Source organism: Bradyrhizobium sp. 1 (genome assembly GCF_023073315.1).
Lineage (GTDB): Bacteria > Pseudomonadota > Alphaproteobacteria > Rhizobiales > Xanthobacteraceae > Bradyrhizobium.
Genome location: NZ_JADPJH010000033.1, coordinates 717,258 through 739,660, shown reverse-complemented (window position 1 = coordinate 739,660; position 22,403 = coordinate 717,258). Strand labels below are relative to the sequence as shown.

The window sequence follows — 22,403 nt, the reverse complement described above, 5'->3', positions numbered from 1 at the left end:
CGTGGGCCGGGCGGCGGCGTTAACCCTCGCTTAAGGATAATGTAGCGTTAACCGGCACTTTTTGTCACACGAGGGCACCTCGCGTTGCGTAAGGGCGGACCGTTCCGATGACACCTGAAGCTTTCAATACCTTCTTCTCGATCTGCATCGGTTTCGCGCTCGCGGGCGCGCTCGCGAATGGATACCAGGCGGCCACGCAGCGGTCCGCCGGCTTCGGCCTGTTGCAGGACGGCGTGGCGCCAAGGACGTTCGCGGCGGTGCCGTTTCTGGTGTTCGCGGCGCCCTTCATCATCATGCGCAACACGCTGCGCGGCATGCGGCTTGAAAGCCGCCGCGTCGAGTTCGTGGCGATGGCAACCGTCATCGCCGGCTTCTGGAGCATGATGAGCGGCACCTTCTTCCTGATGACGCTGCGTGCGACCGGCGTCCTGGGCTGATTTTTCCGGCTGACGCTTTCAGGGCTGCCCGGTCTGGCTGCCCTTTGCCACGTCGCTCCCGTTTCGCTATGCCAGTCCCGGTGTGACAGGAGACTTCCATGGCGATCTACGAGCTCGACGGGCAGGCGCCCGATCTTCCCGCCGACGGCAATTACTTTATTGCGGAGACCGCCACCGTGATCGGCCGCGTGCGCCTGAAGCCGGGCGCCAGCGTCTGGTTCGGCGCCGTGCTGCGCGGTGACAATGAGTGGATCGAGATCGGCGAGGGTGCCAATGTGCAGGACGGCTCGACCTGCCACACCGATCTCGGCTTTCCGCTTGTCATCGGCAAGAACTGCACCGTCGGCCACAACGTCATCCTGCACGGCTGCACCATCGAGGAGGGCGCGCTGATCGGCATGGGCTCGATCGTGATGAACGGCGCGAAGATCGGCCGCAACAGCATCGTCGGCGCCGGCTCGGTCATCACCGAGGGCAAGGAGTTCCCCGAACGCTCCCTGATCATTGGCTCGCCCGCGCGCGTGATCCGCACGCTCGACGACGCCCAGGTCCAGAAGATGGGGAGCGCGGCCAGGTTCTACGTCGCCAACGGCCCACGCTTCACGAAGGGCCTGAAGCGGATCGGCTGAGGCCGGCGGGCCGTGCCGGATCCTGCGCAGCCTGGTTCCCTACCGTAACAATACCGACAGGTAATTTAATCCTCCGCTAGCGCCCAGGTGCCTATCCTCGAGCGTTTTCAACCAGGAGGAGCGGCGCCATGAACGCTGCGGCGCTGGGATCCGGGCTCGATGCCGGAACCAAACTATTCAAGAAGTTCGTCAGTTTCGCGCGCGGCTCCGACACGCTGAGCGTCGCGGAGAAGGTCTACAGCATCGCCGGGTTCCTCGCGATCGTGACCACCTTCCTGCTCGTGATGTCGATCCAGACGGTGCGGTTGCAGACGACCTATCGTCACATGCACGCCAGCTCCGCCGAGGCTGCGATCAATGTCGGGCGCATCAACACACTGATTTACGCCATCGTGATGGAGTCGCGCGGTATCTACATGTCCGCCGATCGCGCCAGTGTGAAGCCGTTCGCCGAGGGGCTGCTGCGGCGCAACCGCGAGCTCGCTGGCGCCGTCAAGAGCATGGAGCGGACCGTCGGCGACGACGACGCCGAGCAAATCGCCGGCTTTCGCCAGCGCATCGCGCAGTTCATCGAATTCCGCCAGGAGCTGGTGCGGCGCGGGCTGGAGATCAGTCCGGCGGCGGCGCGCGAATGGGGCGACAACGACGCCAACCGGACGCTGCGCAGCAAGCTCAACAGCGATCTTGAGACGCTCGAACGAATTTATGGTCAACGGGCCCGCGATGCCGACGATCTCGCCAATGAGAACCGCTACGCCGCCGCCTACCTCTTTGTGCTCGGGCTCGCGGCCCTCGTTCTCGCCGGGCTGAACGTCGTCGTGATGCGGGGCTCAGTGGTCGGGGCGCTGGCCGAAATCACCCAGGCGACCGACCGGATCGCCGACGGCGACGTCAAGAGCGAGGTGCCGCATCTCGGCCGCCACGACGAGATCGGGCATCTCGCACGCGCCGTGCAGCACTTCCGCGACGCCGTCGCACGGATCTTCGAGCTGGAGGAGCTCGAGCTCGGCACCGCGCAGGCACGCGACGCGGCAAGGACCGAGCGCGACAATTTCAACGACAAGTACCAGGCCAAGAAGTGGCAGCTTTCGGCCGCGATCAACAGCATGCCGCAGGGCCTGATCATGCTCGACGGCAAGGCCAATGTCGTCGCGATGAACGGCAACTACCGGCAGATCTACAATCTGCCCGAGACGATCCAGGCGGGATCGACGCTCGAGGAAATCCTCGAGCATCGGGTCAAGAGCGGGCTGTTCAGCGGCGACATCGCGAAATTTCTCGCGGCAATCCTCGACCGGATCGCCAAGCGCGAGCCGGCCGCCAACGAGATCGCCTTGAATGACGGCCGTATCATCAAGATCTACGAGCGTCCGATGGACGGCGGCGGATGGGTGTCGGTGCAGGAGGACGTCACCGAACAGCGCCAGCGCGAGCGCATTCTTCAGCGGATGGAACGCTTCCTCGCCACCATCATCGAGAACGTGGCGGAAGGCATCATCGCCAAGGACGCGCGCAACCAGCGCTACGTCTTCGTCAACAAGGCCGCCGAGAAGATGATCGGCATGTCGCGCGGCGAGATCATCGGCAAGACCGCGCGGGAACTGTTCTCCCCGGAAGCGGCGGAATTGATCGAACGGCGCGACCAGCAGCTTCTCGCGCAGAAGCAACAGCTCGAGCCGATCATCGACACCATCGACAATCCGGCGCGCGGGCGCCGCGTCATCTCCGCCCGCCGGGTCCAGATCGGCGGCGCCGGCGAAGAGTCCCACATGTTCGTGACCATGATCGAGGACCGCACCGAGAAGATGGTGGCGGCAGCATAGCTGCTGCGAGCGTGGCGTCAGCTCCCCTCGGATTCGCGCGCTTCGATGCTTGCTGCGACCTTCTCGTGGCCGGCGGCCCAGAGCGCATGCTCGTCGCTGCCGTCGAGATAAGGATTGGCCCCTGCCGGAATGTTCTCGCGCGCGGCGCGTTCGCCCTCTGCAAAGGGATCGCGATCGGTCATCGTGACTTTGCCTTTCTGGTTTTGGGATGCGCCGTCGCCTTGCTCGTTTCACGATCGAGCTTCGCGCTCTTGCGCAGCGCGTCCCTGAGATCGATGGGGATGCCGTGCTTCTTCAGGAGGTCGGCGAAGGCTTCGTCGGCAAGCTCCTGGAACGTCGCCATCCTGTCGCGGCCCAATTGCTTCAGCTTGTCGAACGTGTCCTCATCGAACGCGATCAGTTTGCGCATGATCGTGACTGCCTCCCTGTTTCAAGCTGATGTGACGGCATTTGTTCCGGAACGGGTCCTTGTCAGGACCGTTGACGGCCAAAGGGAGAATTTCCGATGGCCAAATCGCCAGCAACCATTTCAACGAAGACCTTGATCGTGATCCTCAGCCTTGCCGCGATGCCGGCCGTGTCGTTCGCACAAGCAACCGGCGGTACCGGCTCCGCCGGAACGACTGGCACCGCTGGTGGCGTTGCAAATTCCCCCGCTTCGCCCCCCGGCACCAATAGCGCGGGCACCGCGCAGTCGTCGGGTTCGTCCGGTGTCACGACCGGCACCGGGATGGGGGCGGATCCCAACGCGGACCCTACGGTGAACGCTGAAAACCGGATGCTCGACAAGAAACTCAAGAGCATCTGCCGCGGCTGCTGATGCTCGCGCGGAAGTGAGGCAGGGAGGCTGTCAGGAACGCCTGTGTGACGTTAGCTTGGTCCTGGTGTGAAAGCGTGGAGCGTGTCCACGCGGAGGATCGAGTGATGTTACGCAAGATGATGATGGCGGCCTTGGCCGTCGCGGCGGTCGGACTATCGGCGCCGCAGGCGGCCCAGGCTGCGGGCGGTTTCGGTCATGGTGGCGGCTTCCATGGCGGCGGGGGCTGGCATGGCGGTGGCGGCTGGGGCCATGGCGGCCATTGGCATGGCGGCGGCTTCTGGCCCGGCGTCGGGATCGGGGTAGGCCTCGCCGGTGCCGGCTACTACGGCGGCTATTACGGCTACGGAAACCCCTATTACGGCGATCCCTATTACTATGGTACCGGCTACGACGATGGCGGCTATGGCGGCTGCTACGTCGTGCGCAAGCGCGTGATGACGCCGTCAGGCTGGCGTGTCCGCCGCGTGGACGTCTGCGAGTAGTCTCGACGCAGAGCTAACCACTAAAAAACAAGGCCGTTGACGCAATATACCGTCAACGACCTTGCCAGCCCCGGACATTGAAATCGGCTCACGCCATCCGGTAGCGGACACCATGGCGCGGAATCATACAGGCGAATGTGATCCAGTTCACAAGTCGAAAAAATTAATGTCGCAAGCTAACCGCGCGAGCGCTTGCGCGCGCTGGCGTGGAGGCGATGTCGCGCCGGTTTCCTGCGGGTAACCGAGGGCGTCTCGGCCTCGGTGGCCCGCGTGCTAGCGAAGGACTGCCGCAGGCTGTCGATGGACTCGTTCAGCGTCGTGACCTGCTCGGACAGGCGCTTGGTGTCGGCTTGCTGCGCCGCCATCAGACGTCTCATCGTCTGGAGCTGGTCCTGCACGACCTGGAGCTGGTCGATCGATTCCTGCTGGGTCGCCTCTAGCCCCTTGGTCTTCTCGACCAGCTGCTCGGAGGCTTGGGCGGTGCGGGTCTGGAGCTGCCGCGACGCCACCACACGGTCGGGTTCGGGTGCAGAGCCCGTATAGGCGCGCCAGATCGCGATCGAGGTCACGCCGGCGATCAGCAGGAGAAGGGCGGCGGCGGTCAGCGCGATCGGCTGGGCGCCAAGGCGAAGCAGGGGGTTGGACGATGTGTCCTCTGCGAGATCGATCATCGCTGACAAAACCCAAATTGAATCTTGGTGAGTGGCGAAGTCCGGCAACCCAAAAGCGGCGGCCGGGATGTCCCGAAAGTGTTACTGTTCGGCAACAATTGGAACCAAAAAGAGGCTGCAGCTCAAAAAAGTAAGCTTCGTCCCCTTGCGTCCAGGCGGGGTGGCAGGATTCAGGGCTGAAACGGCGAAAACGGCCCGGAATAGGTCTTCGATCGCGGCGCCGCATAGGGCCCGAGCCGGGACGTCTTCAGTCCCAGCCGCACCAGTGATTCTGCCAGCGTCACCGCGGCGGCGACGCCGTCGACCACGGGCAGGCCATGCGTGGCGGCGAGCTCGGCGGCGAGATCGGCCATGCCGGCGCAGCCGAGCACGATGGCCTCCGCGCGGTCGTCGCGGATCGCGGCGGTGATCTCCGCGGAGATTTTTGCGAGCGCGTCGGTGTTGCGCTCTTCCAGTGCCAGCACCGGGACCTCCGCGGCGCGAACACGGGCGCAACGCTCAGCGAGGCCGTATTTCCGCAAGTTGTGCTCGATCGGCACGATGGAGACACCGAGCGTCGTCACCACGGCAAAGCGCGCGGCGATCAGGCTCGCGATGTGGAAGCCGGCTTCGCCAATGCCGATCACCGGCGCTTTCGCGACCGCGCGCGCGGCGTCGAGGCCGGTGTCGTCGAAGCAGGCGATGATGTGCGCGTCCGCGCCGTCGCGGTCGGCCTCGCGGATGCAGCCGAGCATGCCGGGGACGGCGAAGGCTTCGTCGTAAAAGCCCTCGATCGAGACCGGGCCCATGGTGGGCTGACGTGCATCGATCATGGTATCGGGCAGGGCGATCGCGCGCGCAGCGACCGCGATCTTCGCCGTCATCGACGCGGTCGTGTTGGGATTGACGACGTGCAGTCGCATCGCGATCAGACAAGTCCTTTGCCGGCGTCCGAGCCCTTGGCCGCCTGCCGCTTGTTGAGCACGTGGATGGTGCCGAGCGCAAGGCTGATCACCGTGAACGAGACGGCCGAGATCACGGTGCCGAGCGCATAGATATCGGGGTTGGTCACGGTGGTCGTGAGGCCCTGCAGATCGAGTGGCAGCGTGTTCACCGCCCCGATCGCCTGACTGGAGCGGGCGAGCTCGTCCCAGGACAGCGTGAAGCCAAACAGGCCGATGCCGATCACCGAGGGCAGGATGATCGGCAGCACGACATGGCGGAAGGCCTGCCACGGCGTCGCGCCGAGATCGCGCGCGGCTTCTTCCAGCCGGGGATCAAAGCGGTTGAAGATCGCGAACATGATGAGAAGGCCGAACGGCAGCGTCCAGGTCAGATGCGCGCCGAGGCCGGAGGTGAGCAGGCCCATCGAGGTCTCGAAGTTCTCGTTCCAATGCGCCTTGATCAGATCGTCGATGATGCGGAATTCAAGGGAGATGCCGAGCGAGGTGATGATCGAGGGCACGATCAGGCTCGCGATCGCCGAGTAGAACAAAATGCTTTGCGCCTTGAATTTGCGGCGGAAGGCCATGCCGGCCGCGACCGACAGCACGACGGTGACGATCATCACGATCACACCCAGCAGCAGCGAGCGGCGGAAGGCCGCGCCGAGATCGACGATGCCGGTGCCCTGGAACAGTTTTGCGATCCAGAAGGTCGACACGCCGTTCATCGGGAAGGTGAGGCCGCCCGCCGGCCCCTGGAACGACAGCACGTAGATCGCGATCATCGGGCCGTAGAGAAACAGCGTGTAGGCCGCGAAGAAGATCGCGAGCACGTAAAAAGAGCGCGGGCGTCCCTCCTTCATGCTCTAGAGCTCCTTCTTGATGTCGACGATGCGCGACATCAAGGTGATGATCAGGAAGGTGATGACGAGCAGGATCACGGCGTTGGCGGCGGCGGCCGGGAATTGCAGCGCGTTGACCCGCGTCTCGATGATCTTGCCGGCGGCGGCGATCTGCTGGCCGCCCATCACGCCGATGGTGATGAAGTCGCCCATCACGATGGTGATGACGAAGATCGAGCCGATCACGATGCCGGGCTTGGTGAGGGGAATGATGACGTTGACGAGCGTCTGGAAGCCGGTGGCGCCGGCGTCATAGGCGGCCTCGATCAGCGATTTGTCGATGCGCACCATCGAATTGAAGATCGGCACCACCATGAAAAAGGTGAAGAGGTGGACCAGCGCCAGCACCACGGAAAATTCGGAGAACAGCAGCCATTCCACGGGATGGTTGATCAGTCCCGTCTTGACCAGACCGGAATTGACGAGGCCGTTGCGCCCGAGCAGCGGAATCCAGGCGATCATGCGGATCACGTTGGAGGTCCAGAACGGGATCGTGCAGAGCAGTGACAATCCCATCTGCCAGGTCTTGGACTTGACGTGGAAGGCGAGGAAGTAGGCGACCCAGAAACCAATGAAGAGCGTGATCACCCAGACCAGGAAGCAGAGCTTCAGCGTCTTCAGATAGGTCTTTGCGATGGTGCAGAGATCGGGGAGCTGCGCGATGCAACCCTCGAACGTGTCGGAGTAGCCGCGGCCGGAGAAGGCCGGCAGCAGCTGGTATTCGTTGTAGTCCCAGAACGAGACGATGACGACGAAGACGAGCGGAATGAGGAAGAAGGCGAGAAACACCAGCATCATCGGCCCGGCCTGGAGCCAGGAGATGAAAGAGGGCGACAGCCGCGTCGGCTTTGCGGCGCGCGCTGTGCCCGCCCCCGGGATCAAGCCCGGGGCCGCCTGTTGCAGGATGTCTTCCGACGTATCCATCACGCCGCGATGAACTCGTTCCACTTGCGGACCATGTAGTCGTTCTCGTCCATCACCGCGTTCCAGCAGGCGACGCCGCCCATGCGGTCCTCGTAGGAGCCGCCGTCGCGCACCGCGCCGGCCTTCTCCAGCAGCGAGCCGTCGGGCGCCTTGATGTCCTTCTCGGCCGCCTTGCCGTCCATCCAGTACGCCCACTCGTAGGGCTCCATATGTGCCTTCGCGGTGGAGAGCACGGCGGAGTAGTAACCCTGGCGATTGAGATAGGCGCCGGCATAACCTGATAGAAACCAGTTGACGAACTCGTAGGCCCATTCGAGCTTTTGACCCGACACGCCCTTGGAGACGCAGAAGCCCGACGCCCAGGAACGATAGCCTTCCTTGAGCGGCTGGAAGGTGCAGGCGATGCCCATCGAGCGGACTTTCGTCACCGCCGGCGACCACATCGACTGGATCACGGTCTCGCCTGAAGCCATCAAATTGACGCTCTCGTTGAAGTCTTTCCAGAAGGCGCGGAACTGGCCGGCCTTCTTGGCTTCGGTCATCACCTTCATGGTGAGATCGATCTCTTCCTTGGTCATGTTGCCCTTGTCGGCATACTTATATTTGCCGGTGGCTTCGACGACCATCGCGGCGTCCATGATGCCGATCGAGGGGATGTTGAGGATCGAGGCCTTGCCCTTGAACTCGGGATTGAGAAGTTCAGCCCACGAGCTGATCGGGCGCTTGATGATATCAGGACGGATGCCGAGCGTGTCGGCGTTGTAGACGGTCGGGATCAGCGTGACGAATTCGGTCGCCGACGTCGCGAACTTCTTGGAATCCTTGCCCTCGAGATAGAGCACCTTCCAGGGCGCGGTGCCTTGGCCCCCGATCTTCTTGCCGCCGGGAGTGACCCCCTTGGTGAAGACCGGCGTGATGTTGTCGAACTCCTTGATCTTCTTGGCGTCGAGGGCAAGGATGTTGCCCGAGGGCACGATCTTCTTCAGCGCGAAATATTCGGTGTCCAGCACGTCGAAGGAGTTCGGCTGGGTCATCACGCGTTTGGTGACGTCGTCGGTGGTCGCGGTGATGTATTCGATCTTGATGCCGGTGTCCTTCAGGCACTGCTTGGAGATCTCGTCGCCCTCGTTCACGGCGGTGCCGAGATAGCGCAGCACTTTCGGCTCGGCCGACATCACGTAGGGAAAGCCGGTGATGGCGCCGGAGCCGGCGGCGAGGCCGGCGAGACCCGCGGTGCTCTTCAATAGCGTGCGGCGGCTGACGCCGGTCTTCCTGGTCGTCTCGGTCATTCCAGTCACTCCTCTGTGTTGCGCATTTTCAAAACAATGGCGTTATTGCAGGCGCTGCGCCTTGGCGGGATCCCAGGTGGCCAGCACGCGATCGCCCGGCCGGAACGGATGGACGTCGAAGGCGGCCTCGGAAACGTGGGAGAACAGGGCGGTGCCGTCGTCGAGCGTGAGCGAGACGGCGACATAGGAGCCCTGGTACTCGGTCTGGGTCAGCAGCGCCGGCGCGCCGACCGCGCCGTCAGCGATCGGCACGATGCCGAGCTGATCGGCGCGCACGGCGATGAGTTTGCCGGCGTCGCTGAGGACGTTGTGGCCGCCGATGAAGCGCGCCACGAATTCGGTGCGGGGATGGTGGAAGATGTCGCGGGCGGTGCCCTGCTGCTCGATCTTGCCCTGGTTCATCACCACGATGTGGTCTGCGAGCGCCATCGCCTCTTCCTGGCCGTGGGTGACCTGGATGAAGCTGATGCCGAGCTCGCGCTGCAGCCGTTTCAACTCGCCACGCATCTTCACCCGCAGGAACGGATCGAGCGCGGACAGCGGCTCGTCGAGCAGGAGGATCTGCGGCTCGGTGATCAGGGCACGCGCAAGCGCGACGCGCTGCTGCTGGCCGCCGGAGAGCTGCGCCGGGAGGCGCGCGGCATAGGGGGTCATCGCCACCAGCTCGAGCAATTCGCCGGCGCGCTTGTGCCTGACGGCACGGTCTATGCCGCGCATTTTCAGGGCAAACGCCACGTTGTCGAGCACGGTCAAATGCGGAAACAGGGCGTAGGATTGAAACATCATCGCCGTGCCGCGCTTGGCCGGCTCGAGGTCAGTGACGTTCTGTGCCCCGAGAATAATGTCGCCTTCGCTGACCGCCTCATGGCCCGCGATCATGCGCAGGGTCGAGGTTTTGCCGCAGCCGGAGGGGCCGAGCAGGCAGCAATAGGTGCCGGCCGGGATCTTGAGGTTGACGGTGTCGACCGCCAGCGTGGTGTCGTAGCGCTTGGTGACGGCGACCAGTTCGAGAGCGGCGGGAGTGGCCATGGCGTATCCGGGAGGAGGGCGAAGCTCTGCTCTCCCCGCAAGGTCCATGCCAATCGCCCGCGGCCGGCCAAATTCCGAAACAGTGCAGCGGAGTCAGATTGTTAGAGCGGAGCGCGTGCGTCCGGGCGGCTCACCGCCTTCGCAGTTGCGTGCACACAAAACAGGCGCAGATTGTATAATCTTTCGCCTGTGATTGGATACAGCTCGTCGATTAGGATTCGAGGCCATAGTCGCCGATCGAGCCCTCACACCCATGGCTGCCAAGACTCGCCCGAAATCCGATGCGCCAGATGCGAGCGATCGTGTCAGCCGTATCCGGGAGGGCGTGACCGCGGCAATCCTCGAGCATCGCCTGTTGCCCGGCACCAAGCTCGGTGAGGACGAGATCGGCGAAATCTATGGCGCCAGCCGCACGCTGGTCCGCACGGCGCTTCAGCAGCTTGCCCATGAGGGCATCGTCAGCATCGAAAAGAACCGCGGCGCCTTCGTCGCGCGGCCGACACCGGGCGACGCCCGCGAAGTGTTCGAGGCACGCCGTCTGATCGAACCGACCATCGTCGATCACGCCTGTGAGGCGGTGTCGCCGGCCTGGATCGGTCGTCTCCAGCAACATCTCACCGAAGAACGCGAGGCAGAGCTGCGCGGCGACGCGCGTGCCTCGGTGCGGCTCTCCGGTGAGTTTCACAGGCTCATCGCGGAGATGAGCGGCCACAGCATTTATCTCGGCTTCCTCAAGGAGCTGATCGCGCGCTCCTCGCTCATCATCCTGCTCTATCGCCGTCACGATACGCCTGCCTGCGGCACCGATCACCACGCCGGCATCGTCGCCGCGATCCGCAAGCGTGACAGAGAGACCGCGCGCGCGCAGATGCTGTCGCATCTGAACGAGATCGAGGCCGAGCTGTTCCTGAAGGATCCTGCTGCCGACGAGTTGCGGCTTGCGGACGTGCTGGGCATCTAAGCTCAACGACGCGCGTCCGCACCCGGATGGGCGAGGCGGCGGCTATTGCGGCTCCAACCCGAGAGTCTTGATCGATTCGAGCCAGACCGGCCCTTCCTTTTCGTAGAGCGCCAACGACGACGCGCGATCCATTGCCGGCTGGTCGACCCCGAAGGCATCGAGCAGCTTTTGCACACGCTCCGTCTTGCCGCCTTCGACCATCAGTTTGGCGAGCAGTTCGATCCGGTCTGTTGGCGTCGCAGCGGGCGCAACCAGCGTGGTGAAGCTGGTGAGCTGGAAGACATTGCCGGTGACGCCTTGCTCGATAAACGTCTTGGTTTCGGGCAGCTTCTTCATGCGCACCGGTGTCGGCACGGCAATCGCGCGGCCGACGCCGGTATCGAGCACCGGAAGCGCGGCCTGATAGCTGCCAACCGCCGCCTGGATGACTCCGGCTGCGAAATCCTGCCACATCGGCGCTTCGCCGCGGTAATGCACGATGGAAATGTCGAGGCCGAATTGCCGGTTGAGCTGGGCGATCGCGATGTGCGCGAACGAGCCGATGCCGTACGAGCCGGCCGTGACCTTGTTGGCACGCGCATAGGCGACGAACTCTTCCAGCGTCTTTGCGCCGGTGACCGTATGGGCCACCAAAGGCAGGTGTCCCGAAGGCGTCACCGCGACGATTGCGAAATCCTTGTCCGGATCATAGGCCAGCGATTTCAGCAGCAGCCGGTTACCGAGCAGGGTGGATGAGATCGTGTACATCAGCGTATAGCCGTCCGCCGGGGACTCCTTCACCGATTGCGCCGCCAGCGCACCGCTGGCTCCGGTTTTGTTTTCGACGATGACCGGCTGGCCAAGCTTCTGCGAGATATAGTCGCCATAGGAGCGGGCGAAGGCATCGGTGATGCCGCCTGCCGGCGTGGAGACGACGATCCTGATTGCCCGGGTCGGCCAGGCTTCGGCCCAAGCGGTGTCAGCAACGGCCAGCGTCAGGCATGCAATTGCGGCACCCACAATTCTGGCGCATGTCCACACTTCGGCCTCCCCTTTTCATTGCGTCATTGGGCGGCCGGTAGCCACCGGGAAGAGGTCTCACACGGGCAAGCAAGAGCGTCAAGAAATAGAAATATCGTTTCACTGTATGAAATGGCTAGCGTTGGGCAGATAGAGTGCTCGGCGCGGCAAGTTTGGCGCCAAGCGCCTCGGCAAGCGCGGAGGCGACTTTCCTCATCGGCGGTACGAAGCGACGTGCGCCGTCCTCCGTGCTGACCGCTTCGCGGAGCATCATCACGTTCATGCTGGCGAACAGGCGATCCCGCAGCACGACGGGAACGCCGATTGCCCAAACTGCGCCGCCGAAAACGTGGCGGCTGTAGCTCTCGTCCATGACAGCGAAGCCGGCGTTGCGGATCGTGCGGAGCACTTTGGCGAGCCTGCCGGGATTGCGCGCCAGATCGTTCCAGGGCTCGGGACTGAGGGCAAGGCGGGCGACGATGCGCTCCCGCTCGGCGGGCTCGCAGAAGGCGAGATAGGCGCGTCCCATCGAGGTGCCCAGAACGGGAAAGCGAAAGCCGGGCGGACGGTTGAACAGCAGGGAGCCGTCCACCCGCGTCGTGTGGGCGATGACCATGGACTCCTGATCGAGTACGGCGATGTCTGATGGCCAATGGATCTGCTTGCGGAATTTGTTCAGGATGGGTTCGGCGATGCCGCCAATCCAGGTGGGCTCGTCATAGCCCGCGCTGAGCAGCAGCGCCCGTCCCGTTGGCGCGTAGCTGGCGGGCTCGGTACGGCGAACCACATAGCCTTCATGCTCCAGCGTCTCGAGCATGCGCACGATCGTTGCCTTGTTCAGCCCCGTCGCTTTGTGCAGCGAGCCGACGGTCGACTGCCGTTCCTGGTTGATCACCCGCAGAACTTCGAGACCCCTGGACAACGCGATGACGGGGCGGAACGACGCCATGGCAGCTCCTTGTGATTGCCTGTGGCGGTACCCATTGAAGCAACCGCTGGATCAGTCAACAGCGCAGTTGAAGCGGCAGCCGGTCTCTGTCCAGGCAGCGACGTTCTCGTTCCGCCGCGGCCGCAGGTTAAAGCGCGATGAGATCGGGATGAATCGTCATCGCGCTTGAGGTTGTTGTTTGCGCATGATCTTTTCGGAGAACCGCTTCGCACTTTTCCGGATCATGCTCTAGGTCAACGGAGGCCCTTGGTTTCGTCTGATAATCTTCAGCACGAGCAGGGCGGCTCCAACTATCAGCAGCAGCACGCCGATGAAAGTCGTGCCGCCATATTCGAATGTCACGCCGACGGCCGTCAGCAGGCATCCGAATATGATTGCGAAGAGTCCGCCAAGCTTCTTGACCAGCAGAATGCGTCCGTCACTCGTCTGTGCCACCATCTTACGCCTCGCTCACTTGATGCCGGGCCGTCTTCGAGATTTCCTCCTGCCCCATCCATCACGCGGCCCGCGCGGGATCGTACTCCAGCGCAAGGTAGTTGCAATCTGGCGTTGATAGTGGCTTCACTTCGCTATCCGCCTTTTGATTAGAGTTCGACTGATTAGAGTTCGACGTATGCGGGACAGGGGCACTTACGCATATGCCAACAATTCCCGCTGCATTGCGCACGCGATTCATCCTGCCGGAGTCGTATGGCAGGGCCGCATAATCTCCCTAAAGTTGCAAATTGACTCGGTCCAGACGACGGAATCAACTGTGTCCGGAGCGTCGAGTTCTAGAACGGAGCCGACATCAGTTGAATCCGTTCTGCGGTATGGTGCCATGGTGCGATCTCTGGCTGAACGCATGAAAAATCTCGAAGCGCCCGCAGCGATGGCCATCCAGCCAATGAACAGCGCATTGGCGACGGTGAAGAATGCGGCCCCTGAGCGCAACTGCGTAGCAGCCTGTCGGCGCGGAGAACTGATGATGTCTGGATTGAAGGCGCGGGCCGGGCTCGCGGTGCTGTTTGCGGTGCTCATCTGTGGCGCGTGGCCTGCGCTGGCCCAGCAGGACTCCGCCGTCCTGTTCCGCAATGTCAGGATTTTCGACGGAAAGAACGCCGCGCTCTCGGCCGCGTCCAATGTTCTCGTCAGGGACAGGAAGATCGAGAAGATCTCGGCGAGCGACATCGCCGCCACCGGTCAGGTGATCGACGGCGGCGGCCGCGTACTGATGCCGGGACTGATCGACGCGCATTGGCATGCGATGCTGGTCCGTCCGACGCCGATGGCCGTGCTCGCGGGCGATATCGGCTACAACAATCTGCTCGCCGCGAGCGAGGCGACCGCGACGTTGATGCGCGGCTTCACCACCGTGCGCGACATGGGCGGGCCGAGCTTCGGCCTCAAGCAGGCCATTGACGAGGATCTCGTCACAGGCCCCCGCATCTATCCGTCCGGCGCGATGATCACCATCACCGGCGGCCATGGCGACTTCCGGCAAATTGCCGATCTGCCGCGCACCATCGGCGGCATGCTCAGCCGCATGGAACGGATCGGCGGCAGCATGGTCGCCGACAGTCCGGACGAGGTGCGTGTCCGCGCGCGCGAGCAGCTCATGCAGGGCGCTTCGCAGGTCAAGCTCACCGCCGGCGGCGGTGTTGCATCGCCCTTCAGCCCGCTCGACGTTTCCACATTCACCGAACCGGAGCTGCGCGCCGCGGTTGAAGCCGCCGACAATTGGGGCACCTATGTCGCCACGCACGCCTACACACCGGTCGCGATCCAGCGTTCGATCGCAGCCGGCCTCAGATGCATCGAGCACGGCCATCTCATGGACGAGGCGAGCGCGAAGCTGATGGCGGAGAAGGGGATCTGGCTCAGCACGCAGCCATTCCTGGATATCTCCGGCGCCGCTGCACTGGGGCCCGCGGAGCAGGACAAGATGCGGCAAGTGGTTGCCGGCACCGACCGCGTTTATGCGCTGGCGAAGAAGTACCGCATCAAGACCGCGTTCGGCACCGACGTCCTGTTCTCGAAGGCGCTGGCGGACAAGCAGGGTGCGATGCTGACGGCGCTGACGCGCTGGTACACGTCGGCCGAAGCGCTGATCATGGCGACGTCGACCAATGCCGAGCTCTTGGGCCTATCCGGCCCGAGAAACCCTTACCCCGGCAAGCTCGGCGTCGTGGAGGAGGGCGCGCTCGCCGATCTCCTGCTGGTCGACGGCAATCCGCTCGACAACATCAAGCTGGTCGAAGATCCCGCCAGGAATTTCGTGGTGATCATGAAGGGCGGCAAGGTCTACAAGAACGCGCTCGCGCATTGACGCGCATGTGCACGAAAGATGCCCTGACTTTGGATCGCTTCTAGTCCCGCTCTCCGGGAACCGGCCCTTTGCGCCGCGAGCCGAACTCGGTCTCCGGGACCGCGGGAAGCCGGGCAGGGCTCGTCACAATTTCAGGTCTGTCGTCGGAGGCGTGACTTCTAAGCGTCTCCAGAACCAGAAAGAATTTCTCGGCTAGCATGAGTCAAGCTCACTGACGCCTTCATCTCGCTTTCGGGAACCGCGAGATTCGCTATCAATTCGATCACTCACCGTACGCGACGGCAATTTAATTCGTCATGCCGAGTCGAATTATGACAGTCCTTGCCGGATATTGCATCGGGCACGACGTGTGGACGATCGCGCGCTGCGAGTTAACGTGACTATTCCTCGCGGGCCGCACCAGCTATATGCTGTCGTTCTGTCATCAAATCGTCATGTCATCGGAAATGCTAAAATCAGACGCTACGCCGGCTCGCAAAACTATGGGCGCGCCGGACGGGAGTCCTGTCCCCAAGGACAACAAGAGAACGCAAGTCGTCGCCGGCTTTCTCAGGCACATTGAACCGGCCGGGCCAGGCGCGGAACCTGCGATCGCCGAGGGCGCTGTGATCGATCAGACGCCGTCGCTGGACGTGACGCCTGCACCGGAACCGGCCCAGTCGAACGCTGCCGCGCGTCCTGCGGGCGAGATCGAGCTCAAGCTTCTCGTCGATGCCGATCGCATGGCGCATTTCAACGCCGCACCTGTCATTGCGGCCAATGCGCGCAACAAGGGCTCGCGAAAACATCTCAAATCCGTCTATTACGACACGCCCGAGCGCCTGCTTCGGCGCAACGGCCTCAGCCTGCGCGTGCGCCAGAGCGGCGCGCGTTTCGTGCAGACCGTGAAGACCGATGCCGTGGACGATCCGCTGCGGCGCGGCGAGTGGGAGGCGAGCGTGCCGTCGCTTGCGCCCGATCTCGCCTTGGCAATGCCCTTCATTCCGGAGAAGCTTCGCAGCCATCTCGAAGCGCATCCTCTCGAGGCCGTCTTCACCGCCGACATCCACCGTCACGCGCGGATGATCGACCTGCCGTCAGGTACCGTCGAAATCGCCTTCGACCAGGGTGAGCTGACGGCCGGCCATCGCTCGCTGCCGGTGAGCGAGATCGAGCTGGAGCTCAAGAGTGGCGCCGCAAGCACGATCTACGAGATCGCCTCGCTGCTTGCGGAGCAGGGGGCGGTGAAGCCGTCGATCCGCACCAAGTCGGCGCGGGGCTTTGATCTCGCCGCCGACAAGCCGCCGGCGGCGAGACGCCCGCGCAAACTTCGCCTCGATGCATCGGTCGCGCTCGACCAAGCCTTCGCGACGATCCTTCGCTCCTGTTTCCTCCATCTGCTTCAGTCGCTGCCGGCGGCGGAGGATGGACGCAATCCGGAGGGCGTGCATCAGCTGCGCGTCTCGCTGCGCCGGCTGCGCTCTGCGCTCGATTTGATGCGATCGGTCGGCGCCCTCAGCAATCTCGATGCGCTGCGATCGGAGGCCAAGTGGCTGGCGCAGGACCTCTCCGCCGCGCGCGACTGGGACGTGTTCCAGCTCGAGACCTTGCCGACGATCGCAACGGCCTGTCCGTCGGTCGCCGGCTTCGACGCGCTGGGCCGGGCTGCGGCCGGGCGTCAATCGGATGCCTATCGCAAGGCGCATCATGCGCTCGCCGATCGCCGCTGCGCCGTCTTCCTGATCGGCCTCGGCAACTGGATCGAGACGAGGGGCTGGCGCAACGGCGTTGCCGCCGAAGATCTGGGCCAGCTCGCCGAGCCCGCCGTCAACTTCGCGCAGCGCATTCTGTCGGCGCAACATGCCAAGGTGCTCAAGCGCGGCCGCCGCTTCAAGTCGCTTCCCGCAGAAGAGCTGCACCGGGTGCGGCTCGCGACCAAGCGGCTGCGCTATCTCAGCGAGTTCCTGCTGCCGCTCTTTGCCGATCGCAAGTCCGCGCGAAAATTCTCGCGACGGCTCGCCGGCTTGCAGGAGGAGCTCGGCGCCTTCAACGACATGGCGGTCACGGCATCGCTGCTCGACGGGCTCGGCGCCGAGCCCGACAGCGCCATTGCTGCTGCGGCCATCGCCGGCTGGCAGGCGCGCGCATCGGTCGGCGTACAGCCGTCCTTGCAAAGCACGTGGCGCGATTTCACCGCCGCGCGCGTGCCGTGGTCGTCGCTGAACTGATAGCGCACCCCCAAAAAAGTTGCGGCCAGCCATTGGGGGATGGCTGGCCGCGCGCGAACCGGTCTGGGACGGGGAGGGGTGGGGATGTGACCGGGTCGCGTAACCTGTTGTCTCGTTCCTACTGATCGAATTACTGGTCTCTTGCGCTGGCGGTGGAGACCGCCGGCTTGGTATCGCCGAGCGAGACCCAGACGTTGGGATCGCCCTGCGACTGGCGCTTGACGAAGCGGTAGCCGGTCTCCGTCCAGGCAATGACGTTCTCGTTCTGATTGTCGAGAACGAACTCGCCCTTGTCGGTCTTCACCGTCAGCACCGCGTGTCCTTCGCCCTTCTTGTCGCGCACGACGGTGATGAGCAGGGCCTCGCGAGGCCAACCGGCGTCCATCAGCATCTTGCGCTTCAACAGCACGTAGTCTTCACAATCGCCATAACCGTCGGTCGGCAGCGACCACTTCTCGATCACGCCCCAGTGCTCCTGGTCCGTCAAAGGCTTGATGGTCTCGTTGACCCAGCGATTGACCTTGACCAGATCGCGCCACGCGGTCTGCGACATCACGATGTCGCGCGGCTGCGTCGGCCCGCCCTGGCACTGCGCGGTATTGTCCGCACAAAACTCGACCCAGCCGATCGGCGCACGCGTGCTGTCGCCGAGGCTCGCGTAGAGCAGACGGCTCTCACCGGCCTGCACTGTCGCGCTGATCCCGAAGAGCATGGCAGCCAGCGCCAAACCCTTCCCCTGTCCCCTGAAGTCCAACATTGCGGCCCCCGTTTCTTGTTGGGACCACATTTCGCACGGAGCTTTTGAGTTGCCGCTAAGTCAGCCAAGTAAAGTCGAGACGAATGAAAGTAAAACGAGCGTCAAATTCGATTTATACTTGAATCAAATTCGAATAAAATTTGAAACGACTGCAATTGATTCAAATTTTATGGATTAATGCGGAAACGCTGGCGGAACTGTCGTTTGCGCGCGCAACAGGCCCCGCGTTAACCGGCGCGAGACCCGTAGGCACGCATGAAAAAGGCGGCGTCCGCATCGCGGAGGCCGCCTTCAGGGCTGGAAATCCAGTGGTTTTGCTGCCTTCGCGCTTTACCGCGCGGTAACGCTCTCTTCGAGTGTCTCGATCGGCTGCGAGTGCAAGAACTCCAGGGCGAAGCCGTCTTCGAGGTTTCGGACCACGCGGCCCTGGACCCGTCCGAGCAGAACCGTCGATTTCAACGGCGGGCGGTTCTCCGCGGCGATGGCGGCACCTGATAGCGAGAGGTCGATGATGCGGCAGGTCATCTTGGTGCCGTCCTCGAGCGTCAGCACCGCGATCGGGTTGCGCGGCACGATACGGTCGTGGCGGCGGTCCTCCGGCAGATTGAGGATGTCGCGGTTGGCGAGCCAGGTCAGCTGGGCCGCGAGCTTGTCGCGCTTGCGGGGCGTCGCACCCACCGTCATGGCGAAGCCGTTGTCGATGATGCGGGTGATCTTGCCCTCGACGCGGCCGATATGGTCGAGATAGGCGACCACGCGATCGCCGACATTGCCGATGCCGGGGGCGAGCAGGGCCAGTCCGCCCGGCGACATATTGATCACCTGGCAGGGGAATTCACGGCGGTCCGGCAGCATGTAGCGGCCGAGCAGGTGAACCTTCACCCGCTGGAAACGCCGTCGTTCCTCGGCGGCCGGAAGAAATTTTTTGTTCGCCAACGCCATTTTCACAACCCGACCCCCCGCCTGGCGGAGTCCGGGACGACCCTAAGGTGCACAGGGTTAATGCCGCGTTAGGATTGGGCGCGTCGATGACGGACAGACACAATGCGTTCAAAAAGCCACATCAGGGGCGGGCAGGCGAGTACCGTCAGCGCGCCGAGGTCGAGCGCGACCGCGGCTGTGCCTGCCGATTTGGCCAGCCGACCTGCCACCGCCGGCCCCAGCATCATCGCGGCATAGAAGAGTGTGTAGAACACGCCCATCCCGATCGCCCTGGTTTCCGGTGCGAGCACGCGGGCGGCCAGGCTCATGATCGGGCCAGCCGGAAGGCCGCCGAACAGGCCGACCAGGACCAGGATCGTGAATACCGCGTCGGACCGGGTCAGCCAGGCCAGTAGTCCGGCCACCATGAGGCTGGCGGCGATCGCCAATATAAAGGGCCGCTTGAAGCGATCGGCGAGATAGCCGCCTGCCGGTACCGAGATCACCGACAACCACATCACGACGCTGATTGCCGAGCCTGCCGCGGCGATGCTCCAGCCGCGCTCGGCGAGCAGGGAGGGGCCGAACGAGAAGATCATGGCGAAGCCGACGTTATAGAGGCCCCAGATCAGGCCCGCGACGATCACCGCCGATAGAGCAAGCGCATCAAGACGCCCCGAGCCGGCTGCGCTGACGGTGGTGCCCTGCGGCGGCTGATAGAGCATGATCAACAAAATGCCGATCGCGGTCAGCGCGCCGGTCGACAGGAACACGGCGCCCGCGCCATAGGACGTGCCGACCGCCGGCAGCACCAGCAGCGAGATCGCAACGCCGGCCGGCCAGGAGTTGACGAAGATCGCCATCGCGGTTGCGATCTCCTTACCTGCAAACCAGTCGGTGCCCATCTTGGTGAGCTGCACCGTCAGCAGCACGCCGCCGGCGCCGGAGGTGAGACGACCCGCCATCTGCCAGCCCCAGATATCGGTCGTGGCCATGACGAGGCTGCCAGCCGTCATCAGCAGCAGGGCAACGATGGTGGTGGGCTTGTCGCCAAGCGTCCGGCCGATCGCGCCACCCGGCAGCGCCAGCACGATACCAGGTGTGAAATACAGCCCGATCAGGATGCCGATATCGGCGAGCCCGACGCCAAAGCTCTGTTGCAGCAGCGGCGCGACCGCTGCCACGCTCTGGAACTGGAACGCGATGGTGAGGCGCACGACGAACAGGATCGCAAGAATGCCCCAGCGATTGCGCAACGCCTCATCTCCCCAAGCCCTGTGTCGAGGGTGCGGTGGGGAGGGACGAGAGTCAACCTTCTGCCTTCCTCGTCGCGCGCTGATAGAGCAGACACAGCAGCGCCAGCAGCACCGCCGCCGAGAGCCCGAGCGACCAGTGAATGCCGATCGCAGCACCCAGGACGCCTACGGTGATGCCGCTGAAGGCCCGCATCCCGAGTCCGGCCATGTTGTAGAGGCCGACGACGCGGCCGCGGATGTCGTGCGGCGCGTTCAGCTGTACCAGCGCCTGCGCCATGGTATTGAACGATAGCTCGAAGAAGCCGGCGAAGAACAGCAGCACGATCGCAACCGGATAGATTTTCACTGCGGCGAAGCCGAACAGCGCCACGCTCCAGAGCATCGCGAGCATGATCGCGGTACGCGGCGTGCCTTTCAGCCGCCCCCAGGATTCCAGCGCCATGCCGGCGAGCAGTGCGCCGCCGGCGTCCGCCGCGAGCAGCACGCTGTAGGAGACGCCGGGATCGCCATGGCCGAGATCGCCGGCAAAGCCCGGCATCTGCGCATGATAGGCGTTGCCGATCATGAACGAGGTGAGGCCGGCAAGCCACGTCATCGCTGTCAGCACCGGCTGCGTACCGATGGCGCGGATGGTGAGCATGATGTCGGCGAAGCCGCGTACCGCGAAACGCCGCACGGCGATGCTGTTGTCGCGCACCGGCGCCCAGAACAGCCACAGCAGCATCGGCAGATAGAACAGCGTGTTGAAGATGATGCCGTGCGAGGTGCCGAGCGTGAGCATGATGATGCCGCCGACGGCAGGTCCGACCAGAATGCCGAGATAGCGCGCCATCGCGTTGAGCCGTACCGCGCTCGGAAGATCGGCGGGACCGACGAGGTCGTAGAGCAGCAGCTGGTTCGGCGTCTGCCACAGCACGCCGGCGCTGCCGTGGATCACCAGCAGCAGCATCGCGTGCCACATCTCGATGGTGTCGGTGATGAAGAAGAAGCCCCATCCGGCCGAGGCCAATATGAACAGCAGCATGCCGCACTGGATGATGCGGCGCGGATCGACCCGGTCGGCGAGCCCGCCGACCGCGACCGAGAACAGCAGGAACGGCAGCCAGTGCGACAGCACGGCAAAGCCTCCCAGCGTCGGCGAATGGAATTTCTGGAACACCACCCAATAGCTGATCACATGCTCGATATTGTCCGCCATCATCGCCAGCACGTAGGCGATGAACTGGAGCCGGTACGGCACGGACTTCATCGCCGCGAAAGAGCCGGACGCGGCCACTGGATTTTGCGGGAGGGGGTTCAAGAGATCACCAGGAAAGGACTCTTGCGGCCTTACACGGTCGCTGGCCGGTGCTCAAGACAATTGGTGTGTCGGGTCACGGTAGCCCTGATGGAGCGAAGCGCAATCCGGGACCGCTGGCCCCATTTCGCTGTGCTTCTTGCTACGGGCTAAACGAACGCCAATCCGGCCGCGATCAGCACCATCAGTCCGAGCGTGACGTTGAGCGCGCGCTCGCCATTCGGCGACAGCATCAGTCCGCGCAGGAACACCCCGACATAGAGCCAGATGATGTCGACCACGATCATGACCACGACCAGCAGGAACCACTTCGCAAGCGTGTCGTGTTGCGCGCTCTCCTTGATCAAGGTGTATGACGCCAGCAGGGACGCGAAGGCCAGATAGGCCTTCGGGTTCGTCATGCCCAGGAGAAATCCGGCCGCAGGCGAGGCGTGTGTGCCGCTGCGTTCCGCGGCGGCGTCTCCTACAGGGGACGATGCGATCTTGTAGGCGAGATAGATGAGGTAGATCGTGGCGGCGATCGTCATGACACGCAGTGCCGATGGAAACGCCGCCAGCAGCGAAAACAGTCCTGCAGCGGTCACGCCGGCGGCGATCGCGAGCCCCACCTGAAGTCCGAGATAGTACGGCAATCCCCCGACAAAGCCCCGGGCGCGACCGACCGCGACGAGCGCCGCGATCGCGGGACCCGGCGATCCCAGTAATCCCACGGCCGCAGTCAGGAATATGCCGAGTGCGACCATGTCCATTGCGAAACCCCGTCCGACGCCGTGCGGGGCGAGGACTAGCTGGCTCTCCTCCAACAGAGAAATCATTTAT

The 22,403-nt window shown here is 63.7% G+C and carries 25 protein-coding genes; 9 read left to right on the top strand and 16 right to left on the bottom strand.

Features of this window, described 5'->3' with window-relative positions:
- The first annotated feature begins 107 nt into the window (after positions 1-107).
- From IVB29_RS28540 to IVB29_RS28530, 3 genes are all read left to right on the top strand, one after another.
- The gene (locus IVB29_RS28540) at positions 108-437 is read left to right on the top strand and encodes a hypothetical protein (RefSeq protein ID WP_247506721.1); all 330 of its coding nucleotides are present in this window, start codon (positions 108-110) and stop codon (positions 435-437) included.
- A gap of 98 nt (positions 438-535) precedes the next feature.
- Entirely contained in the window at positions 536-1,066 is a 531-nt protein-coding gene (locus IVB29_RS28535; protein WP_247506720.1) for a gamma carbonic anhydrase family protein, read from the top strand.
- 128 nt (positions 1,067-1,194) lie between these two features.
- Positions 1,195-2,889 (top strand): PAS-domain containing protein, encoded by a 1,695-nt coding sequence (locus IVB29_RS28530; protein WP_247506719.1) that lies wholly within the window; start codon positions 1,195-1,197, stop codon positions 2,887-2,889.
- A gap of 17 nt (positions 2,890-2,906) precedes the next feature.
- Here IVB29_RS28530 and IVB29_RS28525 read toward each other — a convergent pair whose 3' ends face one another.
- A complete protein-coding gene (locus tag IVB29_RS28525) occupies positions 2,907-3,071 on the bottom strand; it encodes a hypothetical protein (RefSeq protein WP_247506718.1) in 165 nt (54 codons plus the stop codon).
- Positions 3,068-3,298, bottom strand: coding sequence for a hypothetical protein (locus tag IVB29_RS28520; RefSeq protein WP_247506717.1), 231 nt, complete (start codon positions 3,296-3,298; stop codon positions 3,068-3,070). Before IVB29_RS28520 ends, IVB29_RS28525 begins: the two co-directional genes overlap by 4 nt.
- A gap of 96 nt (positions 3,299-3,394) precedes the next feature.
- Here IVB29_RS28520 and IVB29_RS28515 point away from each other — a divergent pair, with 96 nt between their 5' ends.
- Positions 3,395-3,709 (top strand): hypothetical protein, encoded by a 315-nt coding sequence (locus IVB29_RS28515; RefSeq protein ID WP_247506716.1) that lies wholly within the window; start codon positions 3,395-3,397, stop codon positions 3,707-3,709.
- A 104-nt stretch (positions 3,710-3,813) separates the two neighbouring features.
- Positions 3,814-4,191, top strand: coding sequence for a hypothetical protein (locus IVB29_RS28510; protein ID WP_247506715.1), 378 nt, complete (start codon positions 3,814-3,816; stop codon positions 4,189-4,191).
- A gap of 176 nt (positions 4,192-4,367) precedes the next feature.
- Here the strand turns inward: IVB29_RS28510 and IVB29_RS28505 are convergent, their stop codons facing one another.
- The 6 genes from IVB29_RS28505 to IVB29_RS28480 form a co-directional block, all read right to left on the bottom strand.
- Positions 4,368-4,862: a hypothetical protein gene (locus tag IVB29_RS28505; RefSeq protein WP_247506714.1), complete on the bottom strand. Its 495-nt coding sequence runs from the start codon at positions 4,860-4,862 to the stop codon at positions 4,368-4,370.
- 170 nt (positions 4,863-5,032) lie between these two features.
- Positions 5,033-5,764, bottom strand: coding sequence for an aspartate/glutamate racemase family protein (locus tag IVB29_RS28500; protein WP_247506713.1), 732 nt, complete (start codon positions 5,762-5,764; stop codon positions 5,033-5,035).
- A 5-nt stretch (positions 5,765-5,769) separates the two neighbouring features.
- Entirely contained in the window at positions 5,770-6,648 is an 879-nt protein-coding gene (locus IVB29_RS28495) for an ABC transporter permease (protein WP_247506712.1), read from the bottom strand.
- 3 nt (positions 6,649-6,651) lie between these two features.
- The gene (locus IVB29_RS28490; protein WP_247507007.1) at positions 6,652-7,611 is read right to left on the bottom strand and encodes an ABC transporter permease; all 960 of its coding nucleotides are present in this window, start codon (positions 7,609-7,611) and stop codon (positions 6,652-6,654) included.
- Entirely contained in the window at positions 7,611-8,900 is a 1,290-nt protein-coding gene (locus IVB29_RS28485) for a PotD/PotF family extracellular solute-binding protein (protein ID WP_247506711.1), read from the bottom strand. The genes IVB29_RS28490 and IVB29_RS28485 overlap by 1 nt, the downstream gene beginning before the upstream one ends.
- A 42-nt stretch (positions 8,901-8,942) precedes the next feature.
- Complete coding sequence (locus IVB29_RS28480; RefSeq protein WP_247506710.1) at positions 8,943-9,929, bottom strand: ABC transporter ATP-binding protein; 987 nt, start codon at positions 9,927-9,929, stop codon at positions 8,943-8,945.
- A 253-nt stretch (positions 9,930-10,182) separates the two neighbouring features.
- On the opposite strand from IVB29_RS28480, the gene IVB29_RS28475 reads away from it, so the two are divergent.
- Positions 10,183-10,890 carry a GntR family transcriptional regulator gene (locus IVB29_RS28475; protein ID WP_247506709.1) on the top strand — a complete coding sequence of 236 codons (708 nt, stop codon included), beginning with the start codon at positions 10,183-10,185 and terminating at the stop codon, positions 10,888-10,890.
- Positions 10,891-10,932: 42 nt separating this feature from the next.
- On the opposite strand, the gene IVB29_RS28470 is transcribed toward IVB29_RS28475, so the two are convergent.
- From IVB29_RS28470 to IVB29_RS28460, 3 genes are all read right to left on the bottom strand, one after another.
- Positions 10,933-11,889 carry a tripartite tricarboxylate transporter substrate binding protein gene (locus IVB29_RS28470; RefSeq protein ID WP_247506708.1) on the bottom strand — a complete coding sequence of 319 codons (957 nt, stop codon included), beginning with the start codon at positions 11,887-11,889 and terminating at the stop codon, positions 10,933-10,935.
- A gap of 136 nt (positions 11,890-12,025) precedes the next feature.
- Complete coding sequence (locus tag IVB29_RS28465) at positions 12,026-12,838, bottom strand: helix-turn-helix domain-containing protein (protein WP_247506707.1); 813 nt, start codon at positions 12,836-12,838, stop codon at positions 12,026-12,028.
- 228 nt (positions 12,839-13,066) lie between these two features.
- Positions 13,067-13,276, bottom strand: coding sequence for a hypothetical protein (locus IVB29_RS28460; protein ID WP_247506706.1), 210 nt, complete (start codon positions 13,274-13,276; stop codon positions 13,067-13,069).
- Positions 13,277-13,805: 529 nt separating this feature from the next.
- Between IVB29_RS28460 and IVB29_RS28455 the strand changes: the two genes are divergently transcribed.
- On the top strand, positions 13,806-15,146 hold the full coding sequence (locus IVB29_RS28455; protein WP_247507006.1) for an amidohydrolase family protein: 1,341 nt from the start codon (positions 13,806-13,808) through the stop codon (positions 15,144-15,146).
- A 446-nt stretch (positions 15,147-15,592) separates the two neighbouring features.
- Entirely contained in the window at positions 15,593-17,353 is a 1,761-nt protein-coding gene (locus IVB29_RS28450; protein WP_247506705.1) for a CYTH and CHAD domain-containing protein, read from the top strand.
- 130 nt (positions 17,354-17,483) lie between these two features.
- On the opposite strand, the gene IVB29_RS28445 is transcribed toward IVB29_RS28450, so the two are convergent.
- Positions 17,484-18,110, bottom strand: coding sequence for a transglutaminase-like cysteine peptidase (locus tag IVB29_RS28445; protein ID WP_247506704.1), 627 nt, complete (start codon positions 18,108-18,110; stop codon positions 17,484-17,486).
- Between the two features lie 140 nt (positions 18,111-18,250).
- Here IVB29_RS28445 and IVB29_RS28440 point away from each other — a divergent pair, with 140 nt between their 5' ends.
- On the top strand, positions 18,251-18,454 hold the full coding sequence (locus tag IVB29_RS28440; RefSeq protein ID WP_247506703.1) for a hypothetical protein: 204 nt from the start codon (positions 18,251-18,253) through the stop codon (positions 18,452-18,454).
- Here IVB29_RS28440 and IVB29_RS28435 read toward each other — a convergent pair.
- The 4 genes from IVB29_RS28435 to IVB29_RS28420 form a co-directional block, all read right to left on the bottom strand.
- Positions 18,441-19,052 (bottom strand): PilZ domain-containing protein, encoded by a 612-nt coding sequence (locus IVB29_RS28435; protein WP_027536189.1) that lies wholly within the window; start codon positions 19,050-19,052, stop codon positions 18,441-18,443. The two genes, IVB29_RS28440 and IVB29_RS28435, sit on opposite strands and share 14 nt — an antisense overlap.
- A 68-nt stretch (positions 19,053-19,120) precedes the next feature.
- The gene (locus IVB29_RS28430; protein ID WP_247506702.1) at positions 19,121-20,287 is read right to left on the bottom strand and encodes an MFS transporter; all 1,167 of its coding nucleotides are present in this window, start codon (positions 20,285-20,287) and stop codon (positions 19,121-19,123) included.
- Positions 20,288-20,339: 52 nt separating this feature from the next.
- Positions 20,340-21,587, bottom strand: coding sequence for an MFS transporter (locus IVB29_RS28425; RefSeq protein ID WP_256466914.1), 1,248 nt, complete (start codon positions 21,585-21,587; stop codon positions 20,340-20,342).
- Positions 21,588-21,733: 146 nt separating this feature from the next.
- Entirely contained in the window at positions 21,734-22,333 is a 600-nt protein-coding gene (locus IVB29_RS28420; RefSeq protein ID WP_247506700.1) for a LysE family transporter, read from the bottom strand.
- Between the last annotated feature and the right edge of the window lie 70 nt (positions 22,334-22,403).

Excerpts from the sequence above, each read along its gene's own strand:
- IVB29_RS28445 (WP_247506704.1), bottom strand. The coding sequence starts at position 18,110 with ATGTTGGACTTCAGGGGACAGGGGAAGGGTTTGGCGCTGGCTGCCATG.
- IVB29_RS28535 (WP_247506720.1), top strand. The coding sequence starts at position 536 with ATGGCGATCTACGAGCTCGACGGGCAGGCGCCCGATCTTCCCGCCGAC.
- IVB29_RS28460 (WP_247506706.1), bottom strand. The coding sequence starts at position 13,276 with ATGGTGGCACAGACGAGTGACGGACGCATTCTGCTGGTCAAGAAGCTT.
- IVB29_RS28420 (WP_247506700.1), bottom strand. The coding sequence starts at position 22,333 with ATGGACATGGTCGCACTCGGCATATTCCTGACTGCGGCCGTGGGATTA.
- IVB29_RS28500 (WP_247506713.1), bottom strand. The coding sequence starts at position 5,764 with ATGCGACTGCACGTCGTCAATCCCAACACGACCGCGTCGATGACGGCG.
- IVB29_RS28465 (WP_247506707.1), bottom strand. The coding sequence starts at position 12,838 with ATGGCGTCGTTCCGCCCCGTCATCGCGTTGTCCAGGGGTCTCGAAGTT.
- IVB29_RS28495 (WP_247506712.1), bottom strand. The coding sequence starts at position 6,648 with ATGAAGGAGGGACGCCCGCGCTCTTTTTACGTGCTCGCGATCTTCTTC.
- IVB29_RS28540 (WP_247506721.1), top strand. The coding sequence starts at position 108 with ATGACACCTGAAGCTTTCAATACCTTCTTCTCGATCTGCATCGGTTTC.
- IVB29_RS28520 (WP_247506717.1), bottom strand. The coding sequence starts at position 3,298 with ATGCGCAAACTGATCGCGTTCGATGAGGACACGTTCGACAAGCTGAAG.
- IVB29_RS28505 (WP_247506714.1), bottom strand. The coding sequence starts at position 4,862 with ATGATCGATCTCGCAGAGGACACATCGTCCAACCCCCTGCTTCGCCTT.
- IVB29_RS28475 (WP_247506709.1), top strand. The coding sequence starts at position 10,183 with ATGGCTGCCAAGACTCGCCCGAAATCCGATGCGCCAGATGCGAGCGAT.
- IVB29_RS28525 (WP_247506718.1), bottom strand. The coding sequence starts at position 3,071 with ATGACCGATCGCGATCCCTTTGCAGAGGGCGAACGCGCCGCGCGCGAG.
- IVB29_RS28435 (WP_027536189.1), bottom strand. The coding sequence starts at position 19,052 with ATGGCGTTGGCGAACAAAAAATTTCTTCCGGCCGCCGAGGAACGACGG.
- IVB29_RS28515 (WP_247506716.1), top strand. The coding sequence starts at position 3,395 with ATGGCCAAATCGCCAGCAACCATTTCAACGAAGACCTTGATCGTGATC.
- IVB29_RS28510 (WP_247506715.1), top strand. The coding sequence starts at position 3,814 with ATGTTACGCAAGATGATGATGGCGGCCTTGGCCGTCGCGGCGGTCGGA.
- IVB29_RS28480 (WP_247506710.1), bottom strand. The coding sequence starts at position 9,929 with ATGGCCACTCCCGCCGCTCTCGAACTGGTCGCCGTCACCAAGCGCTAC.
- IVB29_RS28530 (WP_247506719.1), top strand. The coding sequence starts at position 1,195 with ATGAACGCTGCGGCGCTGGGATCCGGGCTCGATGCCGGAACCAAACTA.
- IVB29_RS28450 (WP_247506705.1), top strand. The coding sequence starts at position 15,593 with ATGCTAAAATCAGACGCTACGCCGGCTCGCAAAACTATGGGCGCGCCG.
- IVB29_RS28485 (WP_247506711.1), bottom strand. The coding sequence starts at position 8,900 with ATGACCGAGACGACCAGGAAGACCGGCGTCAGCCGCCGCACGCTATTG.
- IVB29_RS28490 (WP_247507007.1), bottom strand. The coding sequence starts at position 7,611 with ATGGATACGTCGGAAGACATCCTGCAACAGGCGGCCCCGGGCTTGATC.
- IVB29_RS28455 (WP_247507006.1), top strand. The coding sequence starts at position 13,806 with ATGTCTGGATTGAAGGCGCGGGCCGGGCTCGCGGTGCTGTTTGCGGTG.